Origin of the sequence: Parabacteroides sp. Marseille-P3160 (assembly GCF_900162725.1) — a bacterium.
Lineage (GTDB): Bacteria > Bacteroidota > Bacteroidia > Bacteroidales > Tannerellaceae > Marseille-P3160.
This window is the reverse complement of record NZ_LT799418.1, coordinates 3,801,204-3,820,747: the sequence shown is the minus strand read 5'-3', so window position 1 is coordinate 3,820,747 and position 19,544 is coordinate 3,801,204. Positions and strand designations below refer to the sequence as shown.

At 43.4% G+C, this 19,544-nt stretch carries 10 protein-coding genes; 2 read left to right on the top strand and 8 right to left on the bottom strand.

Annotated elements, in window-relative coordinates; translation table 11 throughout:
• Positions 1-333 precede the first annotated feature (333 nt).
• The 8 genes from BQ8014_RS15300 to BQ8014_RS15270 all read right to left on the bottom strand — a co-directional run bounded on the left by BQ8014_RS15300 (position 334) and on the right by BQ8014_RS15270 (position 14,430).
• Positions 334-3,054 (bottom strand): alpha-L-rhamnosidase, encoded by a 2,721-nt coding sequence (locus tag BQ8014_RS15300; RefSeq protein WP_080905111.1) that lies wholly within the window; start codon positions 3,052-3,054, stop codon positions 334-336.
• A 240-nt stretch (positions 3,055-3,294) separates the two neighbouring features.
• Positions 3,295-4,887 carry a RagB/SusD family nutrient uptake outer membrane protein gene (locus tag BQ8014_RS15295; RefSeq protein WP_080905110.1) on the bottom strand — a complete coding sequence of 531 codons (1,593 nt, stop codon included), beginning with the start codon at positions 4,885-4,887 and terminating at the stop codon, positions 3,295-3,297.
• Between the two features lie 10 nt (positions 4,888-4,897).
• The gene (locus BQ8014_RS15290) at positions 4,898-8,392 is read right to left on the bottom strand and encodes a TonB-dependent receptor (RefSeq protein WP_234998063.1); all 3,495 of its coding nucleotides are present in this window, start codon (positions 8,390-8,392) and stop codon (positions 4,898-4,900) included.
• A gap of 262 nt (positions 8,393-8,654) precedes the next feature.
• Positions 8,655-9,629 (bottom strand): FecR family protein, encoded by a 975-nt coding sequence (locus tag BQ8014_RS15285; RefSeq protein WP_080905109.1) that lies wholly within the window; start codon positions 9,627-9,629, stop codon positions 8,655-8,657.
• Between the two features lie 61 nt (positions 9,630-9,690).
• Entirely contained in the window at positions 9,691-10,230 is a 540-nt protein-coding gene (locus tag BQ8014_RS15280; RefSeq protein ID WP_080905108.1) for an RNA polymerase sigma-70 factor, read from the bottom strand.
• A gap of 267 nt (positions 10,231-10,497) precedes the next feature.
• A complete protein-coding gene (locus BQ8014_RS19885; protein ID WP_255376313.1) occupies positions 10,498-10,626 on the bottom strand; it encodes a hypothetical protein in 129 nt (42 codons plus the stop codon).
• A 43-nt stretch (positions 10,627-10,669) separates the two neighbouring features.
• Positions 10,670-11,731, bottom strand: coding sequence for an NAD(P)H-dependent flavin oxidoreductase (locus BQ8014_RS15275; protein ID WP_080905107.1), 1,062 nt, complete (start codon positions 11,729-11,731; stop codon positions 10,670-10,672).
• Positions 11,732-11,934: 203 nt separating this feature from the next.
• A complete protein-coding gene (locus tag BQ8014_RS15270; protein WP_080905998.1) occupies positions 11,935-14,430 on the bottom strand; it encodes a glycoside hydrolase family 9 protein in 2,496 nt (831 codons plus the stop codon).
• 260 nt (positions 14,431-14,690) lie between these two features.
• Here BQ8014_RS15270 and BQ8014_RS15265 point away from each other — a divergent pair, with 260 nt between their 5' ends.
• A complete protein-coding gene (locus BQ8014_RS15265; protein ID WP_080905106.1) occupies positions 14,691-17,513 on the top strand; it encodes an FAD-binding and (Fe-S)-binding domain-containing protein in 2,823 nt (940 codons plus the stop codon).
• A gap of 447 nt (positions 17,514-17,960) precedes the next feature.
• The gene (locus BQ8014_RS15260) at positions 17,961-19,493 is read left to right on the top strand and encodes a carbon-nitrogen hydrolase family protein (protein WP_080905105.1); all 1,533 of its coding nucleotides are present in this window, start codon (positions 17,961-17,963) and stop codon (positions 19,491-19,493) included.
• Positions 19,494-19,544 lie beyond the last annotated feature (51 nt).

The following is a 19,544-nucleotide window of genomic DNA, read 5'->3' as shown; positions in this document are numbered from 1 at the left end:
AGCTCCCGCTTCCGTCGGTGATAAAAGCGAGGCTCCCGCCTCGCAATGATTCTCTTTTTTAAAGGATAGGCAAAGCAGTATCTTTTCTTCTTCATTAAATTGTCTTTTCTTTTTCTTTAAGAGGAGTCAAAACGAATAATTATATGATATATGTATATGTGTTTTTTTCCTGATTTCTATAGATTTTTGACTAAAAAAGGGAAGAGGCTTTTCCTCAACTTATTTATTGTTTCGGGTAGGCCTCTTCCTATCAAATCTCGTTATTGTTTATTGGATGATTCCATATAAACCCCAAAATGGGTGACAATTTATTTTGCCGGTAATGAAATAACTCTATTTTTTACTTTCGAAATGATAAGTCCCGGAACCTATCTCGAGTTCAAGATATGAGTCTGTTTCTTTTATTTTTCCTGCTAATTTAGTTGTATCTATTTGGAATTCTTTTGGAATTCTAACTAAAGCTGAAGTATTTCCCGGGAGAGTAATGTCCCAGCTAAATATTCCGTTTTTCTTTTTCCATGCACTCTTAATCTTTCCATACATCGAATCATAAGAGGCAGATACATAATCGAGGCCTTCCGGAAAGACCGGACTCATCAGTAACTTTTTATACCCCACGGATGAAGGATCATTCTTTATACCGGCTAAGTCTTCATAAAACCAAATAAGTAAATCTCCAAGCAACATCACATGATTACCGGAGTTCATAGCAGGGTCGGCGGTATCTCCGTTCCATAACTCCCAAATAGTGGTAGCTCCTTTTTGAATCATATACCCCCAACTCGGATAAGTTATATTTGTTGCGATCTTATAAGCTAAATCGGTACGTCCGTATTCGGTGAGACCGCGCATCAAGTGCTGGATACCAAGGACACCTGTACTTACATGTCCGCCAAAATCCTTTTCCGTTTTTTCGACGATATTGTTAAAAACTTTACTTTCGTATCCTTCCGGAACCAAACCTAAACGCAAAGACAAAATATTGGCCGTAACTGTATTATTATCATATTGAGCCGTCTCCTCATTGAAGAATTTCTTATTATAAGCTTCTTTCAATTTCGCTGCGAGTTCCTGATAATGGGGTATATCCTCTTCTTTGCCTGCCAGCTTGGCAAATTCGGCCATCCGGTTAAGAAGACTATAATAAACAGTGGTACTTAAAACTTCGCCATTTGTCTTTCTGGCAGGATCTTTCGAATGGATTAATTCTTGTGACTCCGGCGGCATACACCAATCCCCATAAGTGTCTTTCACAATTAAATTGTCTTTCAACGCCACTTCTTCCATATGTTCCATCCAGTGTTTCATGGCCGGATAGTGCTTTGTAATACCTTCCATATCTCCAAAATGATGATATAACATATGTGCGACATAGAAAAAAGCGGAAGGCCAGGTCACGTCATCATTATATGCCGTCCAGTATTTAGGTGAGATAACCGAAATGCTTCCTTCCTCATTCTGAGAGTCTTCAATATCCTGCAGCCATTTTTTATATAACAAAAGGTTATCAAAAACAAATGCTTCTCCATAGGCGCCTGTAGCACGGTCACCCAACCAACCAAGACGTTCGTCACGTTGTGGGCAGTCGGTCGGCATGCCTCTGTAATTTCCACGAATACCCCAATAGGCATTTTTATGTATTTGATTGATAATCTTATTGGAAGTTTCGAAATTACCCGTTGTCTTCATTTGATCATAAATAACCTGTCCGGTGAAAGCGGATAATTCCGGTTTATAATCAATTCCGGAAATTTCCACATAGCGAAATCCGTGATAAACAAAAGAAGGATGCCAAGAGAAGGATCCGTCTTTCGCCGGTATGTAAGTATCTTTTGCTTCCGCCGACCGGAGATTAGCTACGTAAAGCGTACTATCGGGATTTAATGTTTCGGCAAATCTCATGACAATCGGTTGGTCTTTCTTTCCTTTAAGATCAATCTTCAACCAGCCTACCATGTTTTGTCCCATATCAAGTATATATTTATGATCGGAACGTTCGGAAATTGAAATGGGTTTAACCTCGTCTTGTATGCGGATATTCGGATTTTGCTGTGCCGTTAACTCACCTCCGGGATTAGGCATAAGATCGGCTTGCTTCCAGGCGGAATCATCATATCCGTTTGTATTCCATCCGGTTAATTCCAAGGCGGCATTATATTCTTCTCCGTCGAACTCATTGTTCGCTACAATAGGGCCTTTGGACGTGACCTTCCAAGTCGCATCACTCAATATGACGGTTGTAGAGCCATCGGTGTGTTCGATTTCCAACTGTGCCAACAAGCTCGGTAGTCCAAACGTCTTCATACCTGGGATTCGCATGGAAAAGAAGCGTCCGTTCCCTACGATGACTCCGAGTGTATTTTCCTTGTTTTGAATAAATTTAGTTACATCATATACATTATAATAAATGCGATCCGTATAAAGAGAGGGCATTGGTGCGAAAACATCTTCGCTGATTCTTTTTCCGTTCAGATAGGTTTCGTATGAGCCTAAACCACTGATATATAAAACGGCTCTTTTTACTTTTTGTCCCACGGAAAATTCTTTACGTAAGTAGCGGGCGGCGAGTCGTGTCTTTTCTTTGTCCGTTTCTCCCGGATTTGTGAGTCCTTTTTCTCCAATCCAGTTCGCCTTCCATTCCGAAGAATCCAGGAAAGCCATCGACCACTGCTGAATTTCGCTCCAATTACTTTCCCCCTGATTAGTGCCTACTTTGACACGCCAGTAATATAATCCTTTGGACTTTAGCGGACTACCGGAATAGGGCACAAGTACCGATTGGTCGCTTTTAATGACACCTGAGTTCCAGATTAAATTCTGTTCCGTGTTTAATTGTTCCGGAGATTCCGATACTTGGATTTGATAAGAAGTTTGTATCAGGTTCTCTTTGGAGGAAGCTATTTGCCATGTAAACCGGGGATGGGGGATACTGATTCCTTCCGGGTTTTCCTGATTCTCCACTTGGAGATTTTTTACACCGACCGTTTGGGGAGGATTACATCCAGATAGTAAAACAGTCAAAACCATAATAAAGAAAAGAAATGTGTTTTTCATATATATAATTATTTAATTATTGTGATCTTTAGAATGGACAAACTTACATAAAAAACTACAAATCAGAAATATATTTAATAAATAAACCATATCTCAATAAAAAAAAGTACTTGATTAACCTTATCTAAATGAATGCTGTGTAATAAAAAAGGAAGATTATAGATGATCTATAGTCTTCCTTTGTTTTTTACATGGTTTTATTTGGATTTTAAATGCTGTTTTTGCAATGCATAGTTTTAATTATTGTCCGCTCCATGGGTTTTGATCTGATTCGGAAATAGCATTATTATTAAGAATCTCCATCTGAGGAATCTGACAGAAAAAACGATAATCGTTAGATTCTAAAAAAGCAGATGGTTCGGTAGCGGATACATTATAGCCATTCAAATATTGAAGCCCCCATACATAATGTCCGCCCGGGTTTGATTTTGATTCCCCATAACGGACTAATCGCTTTTGCAAGCGGACTAAATCGTAAAATCCTGATTGTCCTTCGCAAATCAGTTCTTTACGGCGCTCAATGTAAATTTTTTCCAATAAAGCGTCACCGGAAGTGTTTGTTGTTGGAGTCGCATTACGGGCTGTTTGCAGGCGATTAAGCAAGGCTAAGGCTTCCGCTTCATTTCCTTTATGGGCTGCGGCTTCTGCCATAATTAACAGCATTTCGGAACCGCGCATTAAACAGACTTCAGGGCGGGTGGCACTTCCAATCACGCTTCCTCCGTCTTCTCCATAGTGCTTATATTTGTCGAAAGCCCATTTTGTACTTATTTCTATATTTGCATTTTTAGTACGTTTCCAGAATTGGTAACGGTCTTCCGTTTTCTCGAATAGAGCTTCGAATTTACTGTCTGCAAAAAAGCAAATAAATGAATATATAGGGCCGTCCGAATAACCTTCTCCATAACTTTCATCCTGATTATACCAAAAATTAAACTGGGTGCCGCCACCTAAGTTATTATCTGTTGTGTATTTCATGGCCCATACGACTTCCGGATATCCGCCTGATATCATATCATCGAAGCCAGAGCGGTATTGTTCGCGTGTCATCAAGCTGCTATGATTGTTGTAAACAGCCTTGGCTTCCGTGTAAGCATTATCCCAATTTTGCATAACCAGATAAACGCGAGCTAAAATACCGGAACAAATTTCAGCATTAATCAACCATAGCTCTTCAGGTTCGTAATCAGCAAGTAATGATTTTGCTGTGGTTAAATCCGATACTATCTGGGTATATACTTCTTCTACTGTAGCAAATCCTTTATGAGCATCATCATTTGAAGAAGTACGCAAAATAACGCCTCGTTTATTCTTAGCGATCACATAGGTCTGTTGAAAATTTTGGATCAAATGGAAATATTCAATCGCACGTATAGCCAGGGCCTGCCCTTTAATCTGTTTTTTATCCGTTTCATTTCCATCTGCCTCTTCTATATTAGTCAATATAATATTAGCCCGGTTAATAACGTTATAACACATTTTCCAAATATGGGCGGAATTACCGTCTGCCTGCGTCTTTTGATTGGAATATTGATATGCGGTTAATTGATCACCTCCCATATTCGTATGGCATATAATATCGGAACCTCCGAGATCAACATACATCTGGAAGCCGGGGAGACCGGCATATACCCGGTCTGTTCCATCCGAATTAAATAACAACTGCTTGTAAGTAGAGGTTAATACTTTATTTAATTGCGATACATTTTTCAATACTTCTACATCGGATATATCAACAAAAGAATTTGTACTCAATTGATCTTCACAGCTTATCAATATAAAACTAATTAAAGTAATAAATGCGAAAGATATCTTTCTAACTAATCTTTTCATAAGTGTTTTTTTATAATGTGATTTGAATACCGAACATATAGAGTCTCCTTGAACCTTGAATACCATTATCTGTTTCAGCATTTCCATTGTAACTGTTTCCCATCACGCCTGTTTCAGGATCCGAATGGCGATCGGCCGCCGGTCCGAATGTAAGCAGATTGTTTCCGGTTACATACAAACGCAGATTTTCAACCATTGCTTTTCTGCTGATTGACTTTGGTAAAGAATAACCCAATGTTAGATTTCTTAAGCGCCAATAATGATTGTCGAATACAAAATTAGTGGCGTACTTAACCGTAGCGCTATATTGTGTATAAGACCAACGGGGAATTGTTTTATCCGCATCACCCGGTTGTTTCCAGCGATCTTGAATAAGATCTTGTACCATACCTACACCCGGACGGTTCATAATGCGTTCTTTATAATTATAATCGGACATTTTGGAACCATAAGAGTAATACCACATAAAGGAAAGGTCAAAACCCTTATATTGTACATTATTGGTAATGGAACCAAACAAATTGGGTATGGCAGAGCCACAATATACGAAATCGGAAGTCAGTACTTCCGCCGTATTCTCCGTGCGTTTCCATCCCCCATTTCCATCCCGGATCAACCAACCGGGTAAGCCGGTTTCCGGATTTGCGCCGTCATATTGTGGAGCTATGAATTCATAAATGGATTTACCTTCTTCCATCTTATACGTACAAGCTGTACCGGCATAAGTATATGCTCCCGTCGGTAAATAAGTAACCTCATTCTTCAGTGTACTTAGGTTCGCGTCAATATCCCATCTAAAGTCTTTTGATCTCAATACATTGGCATTCAATGTGATTTCAAGGCCGCTATTACGCAAATCGCCTATATTCATATTATAACCGGAAGCATTCCCTACTTGGGCAGAAATCGGTAATTCTTTATAATATAATAAATCATGGGATGTACGGGAATAATACTCAATCGTACCGTTAATGCGGTTAAATACGGAGAAGTCTACTCCGACATTCCACTGTTTATTACTTTCCCATTTCAGGTCGGGGGTAGCATAAGTAGCAGGCATTAAACCGGGTTGGAGATACAAATCGTCTCTGGTATAGGTGCCCTGGTATGCATATAGCACTTCACCGCCGGCTTTACCGTTACTTGCGTTACGAACAATCAATTTGTCATTACCTGTCGTACCGTAGCTGCCGCGAATGGATAAATTGTCTAACCATTTTACATCTGCCAAGAAGCCTTCTTTAGAAAGCCGCCAGGATGCTCCTGCCGACCAGAAAGTTCCCCATCTGTTGTCAGAACTAAAACGGGAAGAACCATCCTCCCGGACAGATGCGGATAAATAATATTTACTTAGAAAATTATAATCGATTTTCCCAAAGAATGACAATAATGCGTATTCATCACGCCCACCGGATACGCCAAAATTCTTGGTGGTATTTGACAATTCATACTTACCTAATTCCATAATACCGTCTCCCCAACCTTGCTCATAGTGGGAATTCCAAGCATACCATTCCTGTCCTAATAAGCCGGTAAAGGTATGATTTCCAATAGTCCAGTCTCCTGACAATAGATTATTCCACGTCGTAGAAGTTTGATTGAAATCATAGCGACTGGCATAACCACCGTCAGCCAAAATAGAAATACCGTAAGGGGCCGTTTGAGCACTTCCATGGACTGCAGATCCATAGGACATAGATCTATACCAGTAGTCATCTATGTTGATTGCAGACCTGAATTTCAGATTATACGGTAATTTAAATTCCGTATAATATTGTGATGTTATAATATGCCCCATGTTACAGTCAAAGCTGTCATCATTATCATTATCCCAATAATCCCCGGAATTATTCAGGACCTGGATTCCGAAGAAATTATTAGTATATTTACCATAATCATACATTCGTTTTCCCGATTTTTCAGAGTAAACCCAATCTGTATTGTCTGCGTTACGTAACCAGGGAGAAGACAATGTAGTAGTAAAATTACATGCCCGGCTTACTCCGCCCGAAAGGTTCTGCCGGTGACGTGAATAGGCCAGGCTACCTCCCATATTCCACCAGTCTTTAATCGTTGTGTTTATATTTGTACGGAAAGAATAACGTTTATAATATTGACGATTTCCATAGCCAAGGTCATCCAGATAACCTCCGGAGAAAAAATAGGAAGTTTTTCCACTGGAAGACTGTCCGCTTACATCCACGCTATAATCCTGGCGCAGTTTGCGTGAAAAAACAGCTTTGTACACATCCCAGTCACTTTCTTTCCAGGCATACTCTAAATTAGGGTTCATGTAGGGATTCCCATTTCCGTCATGCAGGACATAATTCTCATTAATATATTTAAATGGCGTTACGTAGATAGATTCTCCTTTAGAGTTGGTTACGGCCTTTACCTGCTTGGTTAATGCATTAGCTGATGCATAATCTCCGGCGGCCTGGGGAGATAATCCGTCAAAATAAACGGCATCGTAATACAGGGCGTACCATGTGTTTTCCAATTGTTGATAAGGATTTGCTTTTTTCGGATTAGCAACCGCATTATCGGAAGTACCCCATGCTCCACGGAAATTAATTTGCGGCTTCTCCGATTTCCCTTTCTTTGTTGTAATCACTACTACGCCATTTGCCGCACGTGAGCCATACAATGAAGTCGCTGCAGCATCTTTCAATACAGTCATTGATTCTATATCCGAAGGACTGATTTGGTTAAGATCCCCGTCATAAGGCATCCCGTCTACGATATACAATGGATCCGCCTTTCCTGACATGGAGGCAATGCCACGAATCTCGATACGAGTATTTCCTCCGGGATTCCCTTGTACATTGACAACATTCACCCCGGCGGACATACCTTGTAGCGATTCGGCAAAACCGGTACCCATTACTTTCTCTAACTTGTCGGATTTAACGATAGACGCAGAACCTGTATAGGTGGATTTTTTGGCTGTGCCATAAGCTACTACGACAACTTCATCCAAATCCTGCGTACGGCTGATGAGTTTTACATTTATCTCTGTCTGTCCTTTCCATGCTATTTCTTGTGTCGCTAAGCCTACATAAGAAAATATAAGTACTGCTTCCTTTGTGTTAGCCGGAATAGAAATAGAATATCTTCCGTCGATGTCGGAGACAATTCCATTTGTTGTTCCTTTCATAATGATGCTTGCTCCAATGATAGGATCTCCATTTTCATCAATGATCTGGCCCGTGATTCGCCTTTGCGATTGTTGTACTTGTTGTAATTTTTCTTTTTTAGCTAAAATAATGTATTTGTTTTCAAATTCATACCTTAAATCTTGATTTTTAAAAGCTTCTTGCAAATATTCGTAGACTTTGGCGGATTTCTGTTTGACGTGAACTGTATGTTCTATGTCGACTTCACGGTCACTAAATACCACTAAATAGTCTGTTTGACGTTCTATCTCCTTAATCAATTGCTCTATCGTTAAATCATTGGAGATCAGTGTGATTTTTGCATTCTGTGCTTTGCTGCTTTCAGCCATAAGCTGACATACACAAAAAAATAGAAGTAATGAAGATATTTTCATAACTCGAAAGATGGCTTTAAGTGTTTTTATACACGATAGGGGTAATAACAAAAGATTTATATTCATACCTTTGTTTTGTTAAGTAAATACTTTGTTTTTAATCTCAAGGCTGTTTGCTTTGCATTTAATCGGTGGATGCTGTCACATCTGCCGATTTTTAGCATGTTTTTAATTGTTTTTAGGCCATAGGCATAATAGATTTAGAAGATGATTAATATTATTTACTTGATAATGTTACTTGATTAAGTTCTTCATCTTTATATATCTTGAAATGATGAATTTTCTGAATGATGCGTAATATTTCCAAAACTCCATCCCTTTGTCTGAACTTTCCGGTATAGATGTAGGAAAAAATTTCCGGATCTTTCACGATAATCTTCACATCATAATATAATTCCAATTTTTTGATAATCTGGCGTAATGAGGCAGATTTGAAATTGTAAATCCCTTCTTTCCAAAGCAAATCGTCTTTATCCCTTATGTTTGTTACATTGAATTTCTTGCCTTCGTGAAATAATTGTTGATTCGGTTTCAACAGAATGCTTTCAGTTTCTTTTTGAGGACAATACACTTGTACCGAACCGCTTATTAACGTTGTACTTACGTATGGCGCATCAGGATAACTGTAAACATTAAACTGTGTGCCGAGAGCCTTAATATTTATGGATTGTGTGGATACGATGAACGGATTTTCTTTATCCTTCGCTACGTCAAAATAGGCTTCTCCGGTTAGGGTAACTTTGCGTTCTTTTTCAAAAACGGAAGGATAGCTAAGGGAAGAATTTGCATTCAGCCATACGGTGGTTCCATCCGGCAAAGTAATGCGTGCCCGTTGCCCGGCAGGTACATATAATTCCTGTCGTTTGACTGTTTGCTTTACGTTTGGAGAGGAGGAAACGGCAACATGCCATGTCAGGATCACCACCAAACATATTGCTGCGGCGTAACCGATGGATAATCGTATATAGTAAAGTATTTTCCGTTTCCGGACAGTAGCGATCAGCCGTTTATATCCGGCCTCTCCCTCAGGGATGTTTATGTTTTCCGGGACAAGTGATAGAAGGGCTTTCACATTTTGATATGCGAACATTTCCTTTTTCAAATCTTCTTTGGAATAGGCGTCTTTCAGTAAAGAGATTCTTTCCGGTTCCGTCAACTCCTCCTGAAAATATTTTATAATCCGTTCATCCATTCTTTTGTTTACTTTTAAAGTAAACGAATGAGTAAGTAAAATCCCCCAAAAGAAAATCTTTTTAGTAGTGATTTAATAATAAAAATATCAAAGGAGCATAATTTTTCAATGCGATCCGTAATTTTTTATAGGCTATGGTTAGTTGATTCTCCACTGTTTTGGGAGAAATTTTTAATTCTTCGGCGATCTCTTTTTGTTTTTCGCCTTCGATTTTATGTTTGATGAAAATTGCCCTGCAACGTTCCGGGAGTGATTGAAGAGCCTCTTCCAAGACTTTTTCTATCTCTCTATCCGATATTGATAAGTCAAGTATTTCTAACGAATCCAGCTTCATCCGTAGGGTTAGGAAATATTCTTCCTGTAGATGGTTCGCGGCCTCTTGCTCTAATTTTTTACGCCTGAGGTGATCTATACAACGATTCTTGATGGAGGTAAATAAATAAGCTGTTTGATTTACCGGATCATATTTTTTATCTTTTTCATATAATTCGATAAAGATATCTTGTACGATATCCTCCGCATCTTTTTCTGAAAGTACATATTCACGGGCAAATGATTTCATCCGTGAATACCAATTAAGATAAAAATTATTAAAATCCATGTTCGTCCGGCTTTTCCCTTCCTTTATTTATGGGTTTGTGAGACACAAAGGTATATAATAAAATTTAAAGTAGAAGTTAGGTGCATGGCCTTTGAAAATGTGAATAAAATGAAATAGAAGGGAGTTCCCGTGGATTATTTGATCGATTGTGGCCCCGTTCGATACGAATCAACAAAAAAGTCGCGGGTAAAACTAATATTTTACCTGCGACAAATATAATTTTACCCGCGGCAAGTTTAAGATGCCGCAGGTAATTTTTAAAGAGGTTTATCGTCTTTTTGTTTCCGAATTCTTTTTCTTCTTTTCTTCCTCACTTACCGGAGGATTTGCTGCAATCACTTTCGGTTTTACTTGCTTGGGCTTTTTGGCCTCTCTTGTAAATCTCTTTTCTCCCATAATTTGATTTTATTAAATAGATATACCCACCCTTATCGTATGCCTATTCCATGATTGAATATTCGATCTTCAGTGTGGAAATAATGTCTTTAACACTTGAGATTTTTCTCGCCAGATAAGCGTTACTTCCGGCAAAGGCGTATCCTTTTTTCATATTTCCTTTTGAAGAGTTATATAAGGCATTCATGATGCAATACGGGCTTTTCTGATAGTTGCAAGTCTTGATACAATGAAAAGGGCAACTTTTCGGAATTTCTGTTCCCGACTCTACCTTTCCGATGAATTCATTCCGAATGGCCCGTCCCGGCATTCCGACCGGACTTTCTATCAGTATGATGTCTTCCTTATTGGCATCAATATAGGTTTTTTTGAATGCGTATGATGCATCGCATTCTTCCGATGTAACAAAAATAGTTCCCATTTGTACGCCGGAGGCGCCCAACTGTATGAAACGATGGATGTCCTGCCCCGAATAGATGCCTCCTGCCGCAATGATCGGCATGGATTTATCATTCTTATATTGGGCGATGATTTCTATCACTTCCGGGATAATATGCTCCAGCGAATAATTTTCATCTTCGATCTGTTCTTTCTTAAATCCCAGATGCCCGCCAGCTTTTGGACCTTCCACCACAAGGGCATCAGGCAGATAATTGTAATTAGTCTTCCACTTCTCACAAATTATTTTTGCCGCTCGTGACGACGAAACAATGGGCACTAACTTTGTTTCGCTTGTAGGCGTAAGAAAAGAGGGGAGATTGAGAGGAAGCCCCGCCCCGGCAAATATAATATCTACTTTCTCTTCAATAGCGGTACGCACCATATCCGAAAAATTGCTGAGAGCAACCATAATATTAATGCCAATCAATCCACTGCTTTTTTCCCTTACTTTTCGAATTTCTTCCTTTAATCCCCAGATGCAATCGTTTAGAAAATCAGATGCTTTCCGGTGATAAAGCAATCCTAAGCCCGCGCAAGATATAACCCCGACTCCTCCTTCGTTTGCTACTGCTGCGGCCAAACCCGAAAGAGAGATTCCTACTCCCATTCCTCCTTGAATCACAGGGAGCTTTATATTTAAAGACCCGATACGAAATGATTCCATAAACACCCTGTTTTATTATTTAAAGACTCTAATTTCGCTATTTATTTCGGGAAAGAATTCTTTTTATCCCATTATCTTCCGGCATTAAGCTTTTGGTATTTATAAAGACGTATATTAACCTGCGAAAATAGACTGTTTACTTCGATGGCGGCCATTCTATATCTGAGATATTACCGATATTTCCGGTTTTTCTGTTTCTATGGTCAGTTCTTAAAAGACTCAAACAAGTATCCTTTTTGCTTTAGGTATTGTATGATTCCATCCAGACGAAGGTAGAGTTTATCTGTCCTTATGTCTTGGGTGCCCGGATGAAGGAGGATAACGGCACCATTAAGTCCTTCCTTTCGCTCAAACTGATATAACTGGTCAATCAATTCCTGCGAAGAACGGTAATTCGGCATATCCGGCGTCGTGTAATCGGCGGCCGTAAGTATTCCGGGAGTAAAATTGATTGTTGTTTGTCCTTCATTTTCAATCCATCGGACGCTTTTCCGGTTATACCATTCATAAGGAGGCAGATAGTATTCCACCTGATTGAGATCCACCCCAAATTTGGCTAACTCTTTCATGTTTTGCCGGAAGTCGGAAACCAGGCTGTCTTTGCTGACTAGTAAGGAGTCCCGGTTTTCCCAGGATGCATAGAGTATATGTTTGTCGGAATGTCCGCCTACATAATGCCCTTGCTTGATTATCTGCCGGATGATCGGTTCGTAACGCGGGTTGCGCAGGCAATTGCCGGTAAGAAAGAAAGAGGCTTTCGCCTTATGCTTTTTCAGCGTTTTCAGAATAGAGGAGGCTCCTTCAAACGTTTCGTCGGCGGAGAAAATCAGATAAACGGCTTTTTGATTGGTCCGGTGGCGGACAATCGCTCCCTGAGCGTCTGCCTGATCGTGTTTTTTACCTTGTTGACGGTTTCCGGTCTTTTCCATGGTGGATAGGTAGAAACTGAGGCTGGCCGTACCGTCCATCGTCGGTTCATTGGAAGAATAATCGCCCGAATCGTCATGATAGACGGCCGCGCCCTGTTGGAAGGGGGCATAGGGATCTTCATGTTTCAAATGAATGCCGAGCAGGGATTCATAAGTCGATTTATAGATAGGGCCGTCCACTAATCCCCCGTAAGGGATATCGTTCATCAGTTCCGATACGAAAGAATGGGGCTGGGTAGGCGAATCGCCGGTTGCCGGAAGTCCGCAAATCATGCTTGTTCCCCAGGGATTGCATCCAAACAGCCAATCCCGGAGGGCCGCCTCCATTTCCTTATACGTATCATCACCTGATGTTTGGTAATATAAGCGGGCCTGCGTTATGGCGGCAGCTACCAGATTGTTGGAACACCAAATGAACGGAATACCGTTCAGGAACGGATCATCCTGCTCTTTTGCCCGTTGGGAAAGCGCTTCCAAGCCATGGCGCATGAATTCGGTGTATTTAGCACTGACGCCCGGATTGCCCGATTGGGATAAATAGTAATGTCCAAGGTTTACGAACGGATAGAATTGATAATGGCGGGCCCGTCCCAGCTCCATCCAAGGAGTAATCTCTTCCAATTGCCCCCAATAATCCGCTTCTTTCAACCAATAGGCGTCCCCTTCCTGTTGATAGCGTACTGCTGCCGCCAGTTCCATATCGTCTACCCAGTTATCTTCCTCATAAAAATAAGGAGAAACCGTACAAGCCGTCTGATTATTCCCTGGGACGGCTTTCCCATACAAATAGGCCGGGAGGGCCTTTTCCCGGAGTATTTCACTGAAGGCCGGATCGATCTCTTTAAAAAGGTCAGCTCCTAAAGTAAAGGCGGAAGCAAATTTGGCGGCCGATGAAGAGACGCCGGTCGATCTGTTTTTGTGTTTTCCCAATCCTTGCGGTTTGCCGGTGACCGGATAGACCGGACGTCCGGTTCCTTTTCCCCAGCCATAATCAACATCGTCTTTAGTTGGGATGCGCATTCCGGCGTGATCACGATCATCAGCGATCTGATTGAACATCACAGCCGAGTCCGGATTCATGCGAACCATCCATTCGAGCCCCCAGCGTATTTCGTCAATAATGTCGGGTATTCCATTGCTTCCCTTTTTGCCTGATGCGTCATGGGCATCTTGGAAAATGGTTTTGTCAGGCGTCTGTTGCCAGGCAAACATCATTTGGAAAGTCGCATTGGCTGAGGTTGTCAGATATTGGAGGTAATCCGAAGCGTCATGCCAACCGCCGCGGACATCGATAAACTCGCCGGTACGTGTCGGATGGTCTACAATGTATCCGTCGTGTTGATGGCATTCGTGATCCAGGTAAGGATTGTAGCCGCAGCGTTGCTGCCTCATGTAATTCAAAAGGAAGTCGGCGGTTCCCCTGTATACGTCCGGGGAGATTTTAAACCGGGGGGATCGTACGCCGTTGCATTCGATATAATATTCGCCATCAGCCGTTATCTCCGAAAAGGGAAGACGGTAAGCTTCTTTCATTCCCCACCGGTTAGCATTGGCTGCCTTCCCTTTCCCGGTGAATACGATCTGGTCGCTTTGGGCGTCTTTCAGGAAGAACGATAATTCGTTTTTTCCTTCCTTGGAAAGAAAAACGGCCACTTTCGCAGAATAGGGTAGATATCCCAGTTGGTTTATGCGTATCCATGACTGTTCCTGCGCAAATAGATTTCCACATACGGTTATAAAGAAAAGCAGAAAATGCAGACTCTTTTTCATAATGAAACCTTGATTATATTTGATAAATGATATCCATCCATGCAACGAATGTATAAAGATATGAATATTTCCGTATAAATAACAATAACCCGCACTTTGCCGTCGATTGTATACTGTACGGTATAGGGCGCCGGGACGTATATATGATTGAAGTTTGATAGGCAAAAAAAGAGTGCGCTCTTTTTCATGTAGGGAGTTTGGAGAAAGATATGTATCTTCGTGTTCAATTACATACGTTAGTGTTATAAAACAACAATCTCATGTTACCTCCAGATTATCAGCAATTGCAGGATGAGTTGGCAAAAACGATTGATCCTGATAGAATTATTTCAAATCCCCTACGGCTGCTCGCTTACGGGACGGATGCCAGTTTTTACCGCCTGATCCCCAAATTGGTGGTGCAGGTACATACCGAACAGGAAGCGGTGGAGGTTATTCGCCGGACAAACAGCTTGAAACTTCCCTTGACTTTCCGGGCGGCCGGAACCAGCCTCTCCGGCCAAGCGATTTCGGATTCGGTATTGATGGTCGCTACGCATCACTGGAAGGATTATTCGATCAGCGAGCAAGGTTATAAAATCCGCCTGCAGCCGGGAATCACCGGATCGCGCGCCAATATATTCCTGCATTCTTACGGGCGGAAGATCGGGCCCGATCCGGCTTCGATTCATGCCGCCATGATCGGGGGGATCGCCGCCAACAATGCAAGCGGAATGTGCTGCGGTACGGCGCAGAATTCCTATCAGACGATTGCCGACATCCGGATCATCCTGTATGACGGAACGGTGCTCGACACTTCGGATGAGGTGAGCAAAGCCGCCTTTGGGAAAAAACATCCGGAGATTCTCCGCGAAATCGGACGGATGCGCGATGAAATCAAATCGGACACGGTGCTGACCGAACGCATCAAACGGAAGTATAAGATAAAAAACACGACGGGTTATAGTATCAATGCCTTTGTCGACTATGAAGACCCCTATGAGATCATCAAGCATCTGATGATCGGGTCGGAAGGAACCTTGGCGTTTATATCCGACCTGACTTACCATACGGTGGTCGATGAAAAGTATAAAGCTTGTTCGTTGGTCTTCTTCGATACGATCAAAACCGCCTGTGAGGCGGTACCTTTATTGAAAAAGACGCCGGTTTCCGCCGTGGAACTGTTGGATCGCGACAGCCTGCGTTCGGTTGAGGACGACCCGGATGCGGATCCGTTTTTCCGCACGCTGCCGGAGACGACCTGCGCCTTGCTGATCGATATCCGGGGAAACGAGCAGGTGGAGCTGGAGCAGAAAGAGGCGGCCGTCCGGATCGCTATCCAGTCGATTCCTACGCTTCGCCCTTACGTTTTTACCTCCGACCCGAAAGAGTATAACTTCAACTGGAAGGCGCGGAAGGGCTTGTTGCCCTCTGTCGGCGGTTTGCGCCAAACCGGGACGACCTGCATGATCGAGGATGTCGCCTTCCCGATCGACCGGCTGGCGGATGGGTGCATGGATTTGAAGGACCTCTTCAAAACGTTGGACTACAAAGACGCTTCCCTCTTCGGCCATGCTTTGGAAGGAAACCTGCACATGGTCTTTTCCCAGGATTTTACGACCCCTTCCGAAGTGGACCGTTATGCTAAGCTGATGGACGGGATTGCGGATCTTGTCGTGGATAAATACGGCGGTTCCCTCAAGGCGGAGCACGGAACGGGGCGGAACATGGCGCCTTTTGTCGAACGGGAGTGGGGAGAGGCGGCCTACCGTATCATGGTGCAAATCAAAAATCTTTTCGATCCGCAGCATTTGATTAATCCGGGAGTCATCATTAATCCGAATCCGCTGGCGCATATCCAGAACCTGAAACCCCTGCCGGCGGCCCATGAGTTGGTCGACAAATGCATGGAATGCGGCTTCTGCGAACCCAATTGCGTATCGGAGGGGCTGACGCTTTCCCCCAGGCAACGTATCGTGATCGCCCGGGAAATCTCCCGGTTGAAAGCTACGGGAGAAGATGCGGCGAGGCTGCAGCAGATGCTTAGGGATGCAAAATATTATTCGGACGAAACCTGTGCGACCGACGGCCTCTGCGCTTTGGTCTGCCCGGTGAATATTGATACGGGGAAATATACGAAGGCGATGCGCCATGAGGAGGCGACTGGCCGCGCGAAGAAGATCGCCGCATGGGTCGGCGGGCACATGGGCATGGTGACTGCTTCGGGAAGGACCGCCCTGAATGTAGTTCATTTCTTCCATAAACTGCTGGGAGATTCCCTGATGGGAGGGATCGCCGGCGGAATGCGTACGCTTTCCGGCAACCGGATACCGAAATGGAATCCGGCGATGCCTTGGGGAGCCCGCCGGATCAGGCATTCGGTCGTAAATCGGGGGCAGGAAGACAAGGTTGTCTATTTTCCTTCCTGCATCAACCGCACGATGGGAAAATCCAAGGGCTACAGGGAAGAGGAGGTCGAACTGACCCGCAAGACAGAAGAACTCCTGCAACGCGCCGGATTCACGGTGCTCTATCCCGAGGGATTGGATCATCTTTGCTGCGGAATGGCCTTCAGCAGTAAGGGATTGAAGGAAGAGGGAAGCCGTAAGTCGAAAGAATTGGAAGAGGCGCTCTACAAGGCTTCCGACAACGGACGCTACCCTGTGTTATTCGATATGAGCCCTTGCTTCTATACTTTTCACGAGGCGTATGACCGGGAGAAGCTGAACGTTTATGATCCGATCGAGTTCATGTATCATTTTGTGATGCCGAAGCTAAAGGTGAAATACCTGAAGGAAACGGTTACCGTCTTTCCCGTTTGCTCGGTAAAGAAGATCGAAATGGAAGAGACATTGGTGAAGTTGGCCGGCCTTTGCGCCAAAGAAGTGACGCTGGTGGAAACCAACTGTTGCGGCTTTGCCGGCGACCGCGGCTTTACCTATCCGGAACTGAATGAGCACGGGCAGAGGCATCTGGCCGAACAAATACCTGTAGGTTGTACGGAGGGATACTCCACCAGCCGTACCTGTGAGATCGGATTGAACGAATATAGCGGCATTAACTTCAAATCTATCTTCTATCTGATTGAAGAAGTGACGAGGTGACGCATTCCTTTCCTTTGCCGGAATAAAAAAAGAGATGCTCCAATGTGTGTGTAGAGTATACTCATTTCCATGCCGGGACAGTGACAAAACATTGCGAGGGCAGCGTCTTTTTGTTTCACCGACAGCGATAATCCGAATTTCTTCGGTCGGAAAAAGATCTTTTCCCGGCCGGGCGAAAGTCTTTTTCTGGCCGGACGAAGATCTTCGCCCGGTCAGAAAAAATTGAAGAATTAATACAATGTGAATAAAATCAGTACGTTGAAGTACTCAAATGCCGGCACACAAATCACGCTTTCTCTTGCATCCATCCATAATGCAGGCAAGTGGGTTACAATGTTCCCCAGTCAAATGCGGTAGAAAAGATGCCGTTACTTTCGCGGGTAGGAGTGAAGATTTGCTCTTTTTCGGCTATTATTGCCTATCTTTGCCGCGCAAAAATAATGGAAAATGGAACCGGAAAGGAATATTAATAAAGTTTTTGTGCGTCTCCTGCAAATTGAGGACTACAATCAATTGGCCCAATCTTTTACGCGGGTATATACGGATGGGAGCGATGTGTTTTGGACTTACCATCAAATTGAAACCCTGATACGGATTTTCCCGGAAGGGCAGGTTGTCACGGTGGCGGATGATAAAATCGTCGGCTGCGCGCTATCCATCATTGTCGATTATAATATGGTCAAGGGGGATCACACCTATGCCCAGGTCACCGGGAACGAAACGTTCGATACGCATAACCCGAACGGGAATATCCTGTACGGCATCGAGGTCTTCATCCATCCGGAATACCGTTCGTTGCGCCTGGCGCGGCGGATGTACGACTACCGGAAGGAGCTATGCGAAAAACTGAACCTGAAAGCGATCATGTTCGGCGGGCGCATACCCAATTATCACCTGTATGCCGACGAAATAAAGCCGAAGGAATACATCGATAAGGTGCGCAAGCGTGAGATTTACGACCCGGTGCTGACTTTCCAACTTTCCAACGACTTCCATGTACGGAAGGTGATGACCAATTACCTGCCCAACGATGAAGAGTCCAAGCACTACGCCTGCCTGCTGCAATGGGATAATATCTATTACCAGCCGCCGACGCAGGATATTACCACGCAGAAAACGAGTGTCCGGGTCGGATTGGTCCAGTGGCAAATGCGCCCTTACCGGAATATGGACGGACTGTTCGAACAAGTGGAGTTCTTTGTCGATGCCGTGAGTGATTATAAAAGCGATTTTATTCTTTTTCCGGAGTATTTCAATGCTCCCCTGATGGCGGCCTTCAATCATCTGGGGGAATCCCAGGCGATCCGGGAGTTAGCCCAGTATACCGAGGAAATAAGGCATCGTTTCATTAATCTGGCCATCAGCTATAATATCAACATCATTACGGGAAGTATGCCTCAGCTACGGGGGGAAGAGCTTTATAATGTCGGATTCCTTTGCCGCCGCGACGGAAGCGTGGAAAGCTACGAAAAGATCCATGTGACGCCGGACGAGGTGAAGAGCTGGGGGTTGACGGGAGGGAAGAAGATACAGACCTTCGAGACGGATTCCGCCAAGATCGGTGTCTTGATTTGTTATGATATCGAGTTCCCCGAACTTTCCCGCATCATGGCGGAGCAGGGGATGCAGATCCTTTTCGTTCCTTTCGTGACCGATACGCAAAACGGCTACTCGCGCGTGCGGGTCTGTGCCCAATCCCGGGCGATCGAAAACGAATGTTATGTGGTTATCGCCGGCTGTGTCGGTAACCTTCCCCGCGTGCATAACATGGATATCCAGTATGCCCAGAGTGCAGTCTTTACGCCTTGTGATTTTGCTTTTCCTACGGACGGGAAGCGTGCCGAGGCGACGCCGAATACGGAAATGATCCTGATCTCGGATGTTGAACTGGATTTGCTGAACGAACTGCATACCTACGGTAGCGTCCGCAACCTGCGGAACCGGCGAAGGGATTTGTACGAGTTGAAACTGAAGAAATAAAAAAGCCTGATGAAGATGATTCTTCATCAGGCTTTTCTCTAACAGATAACG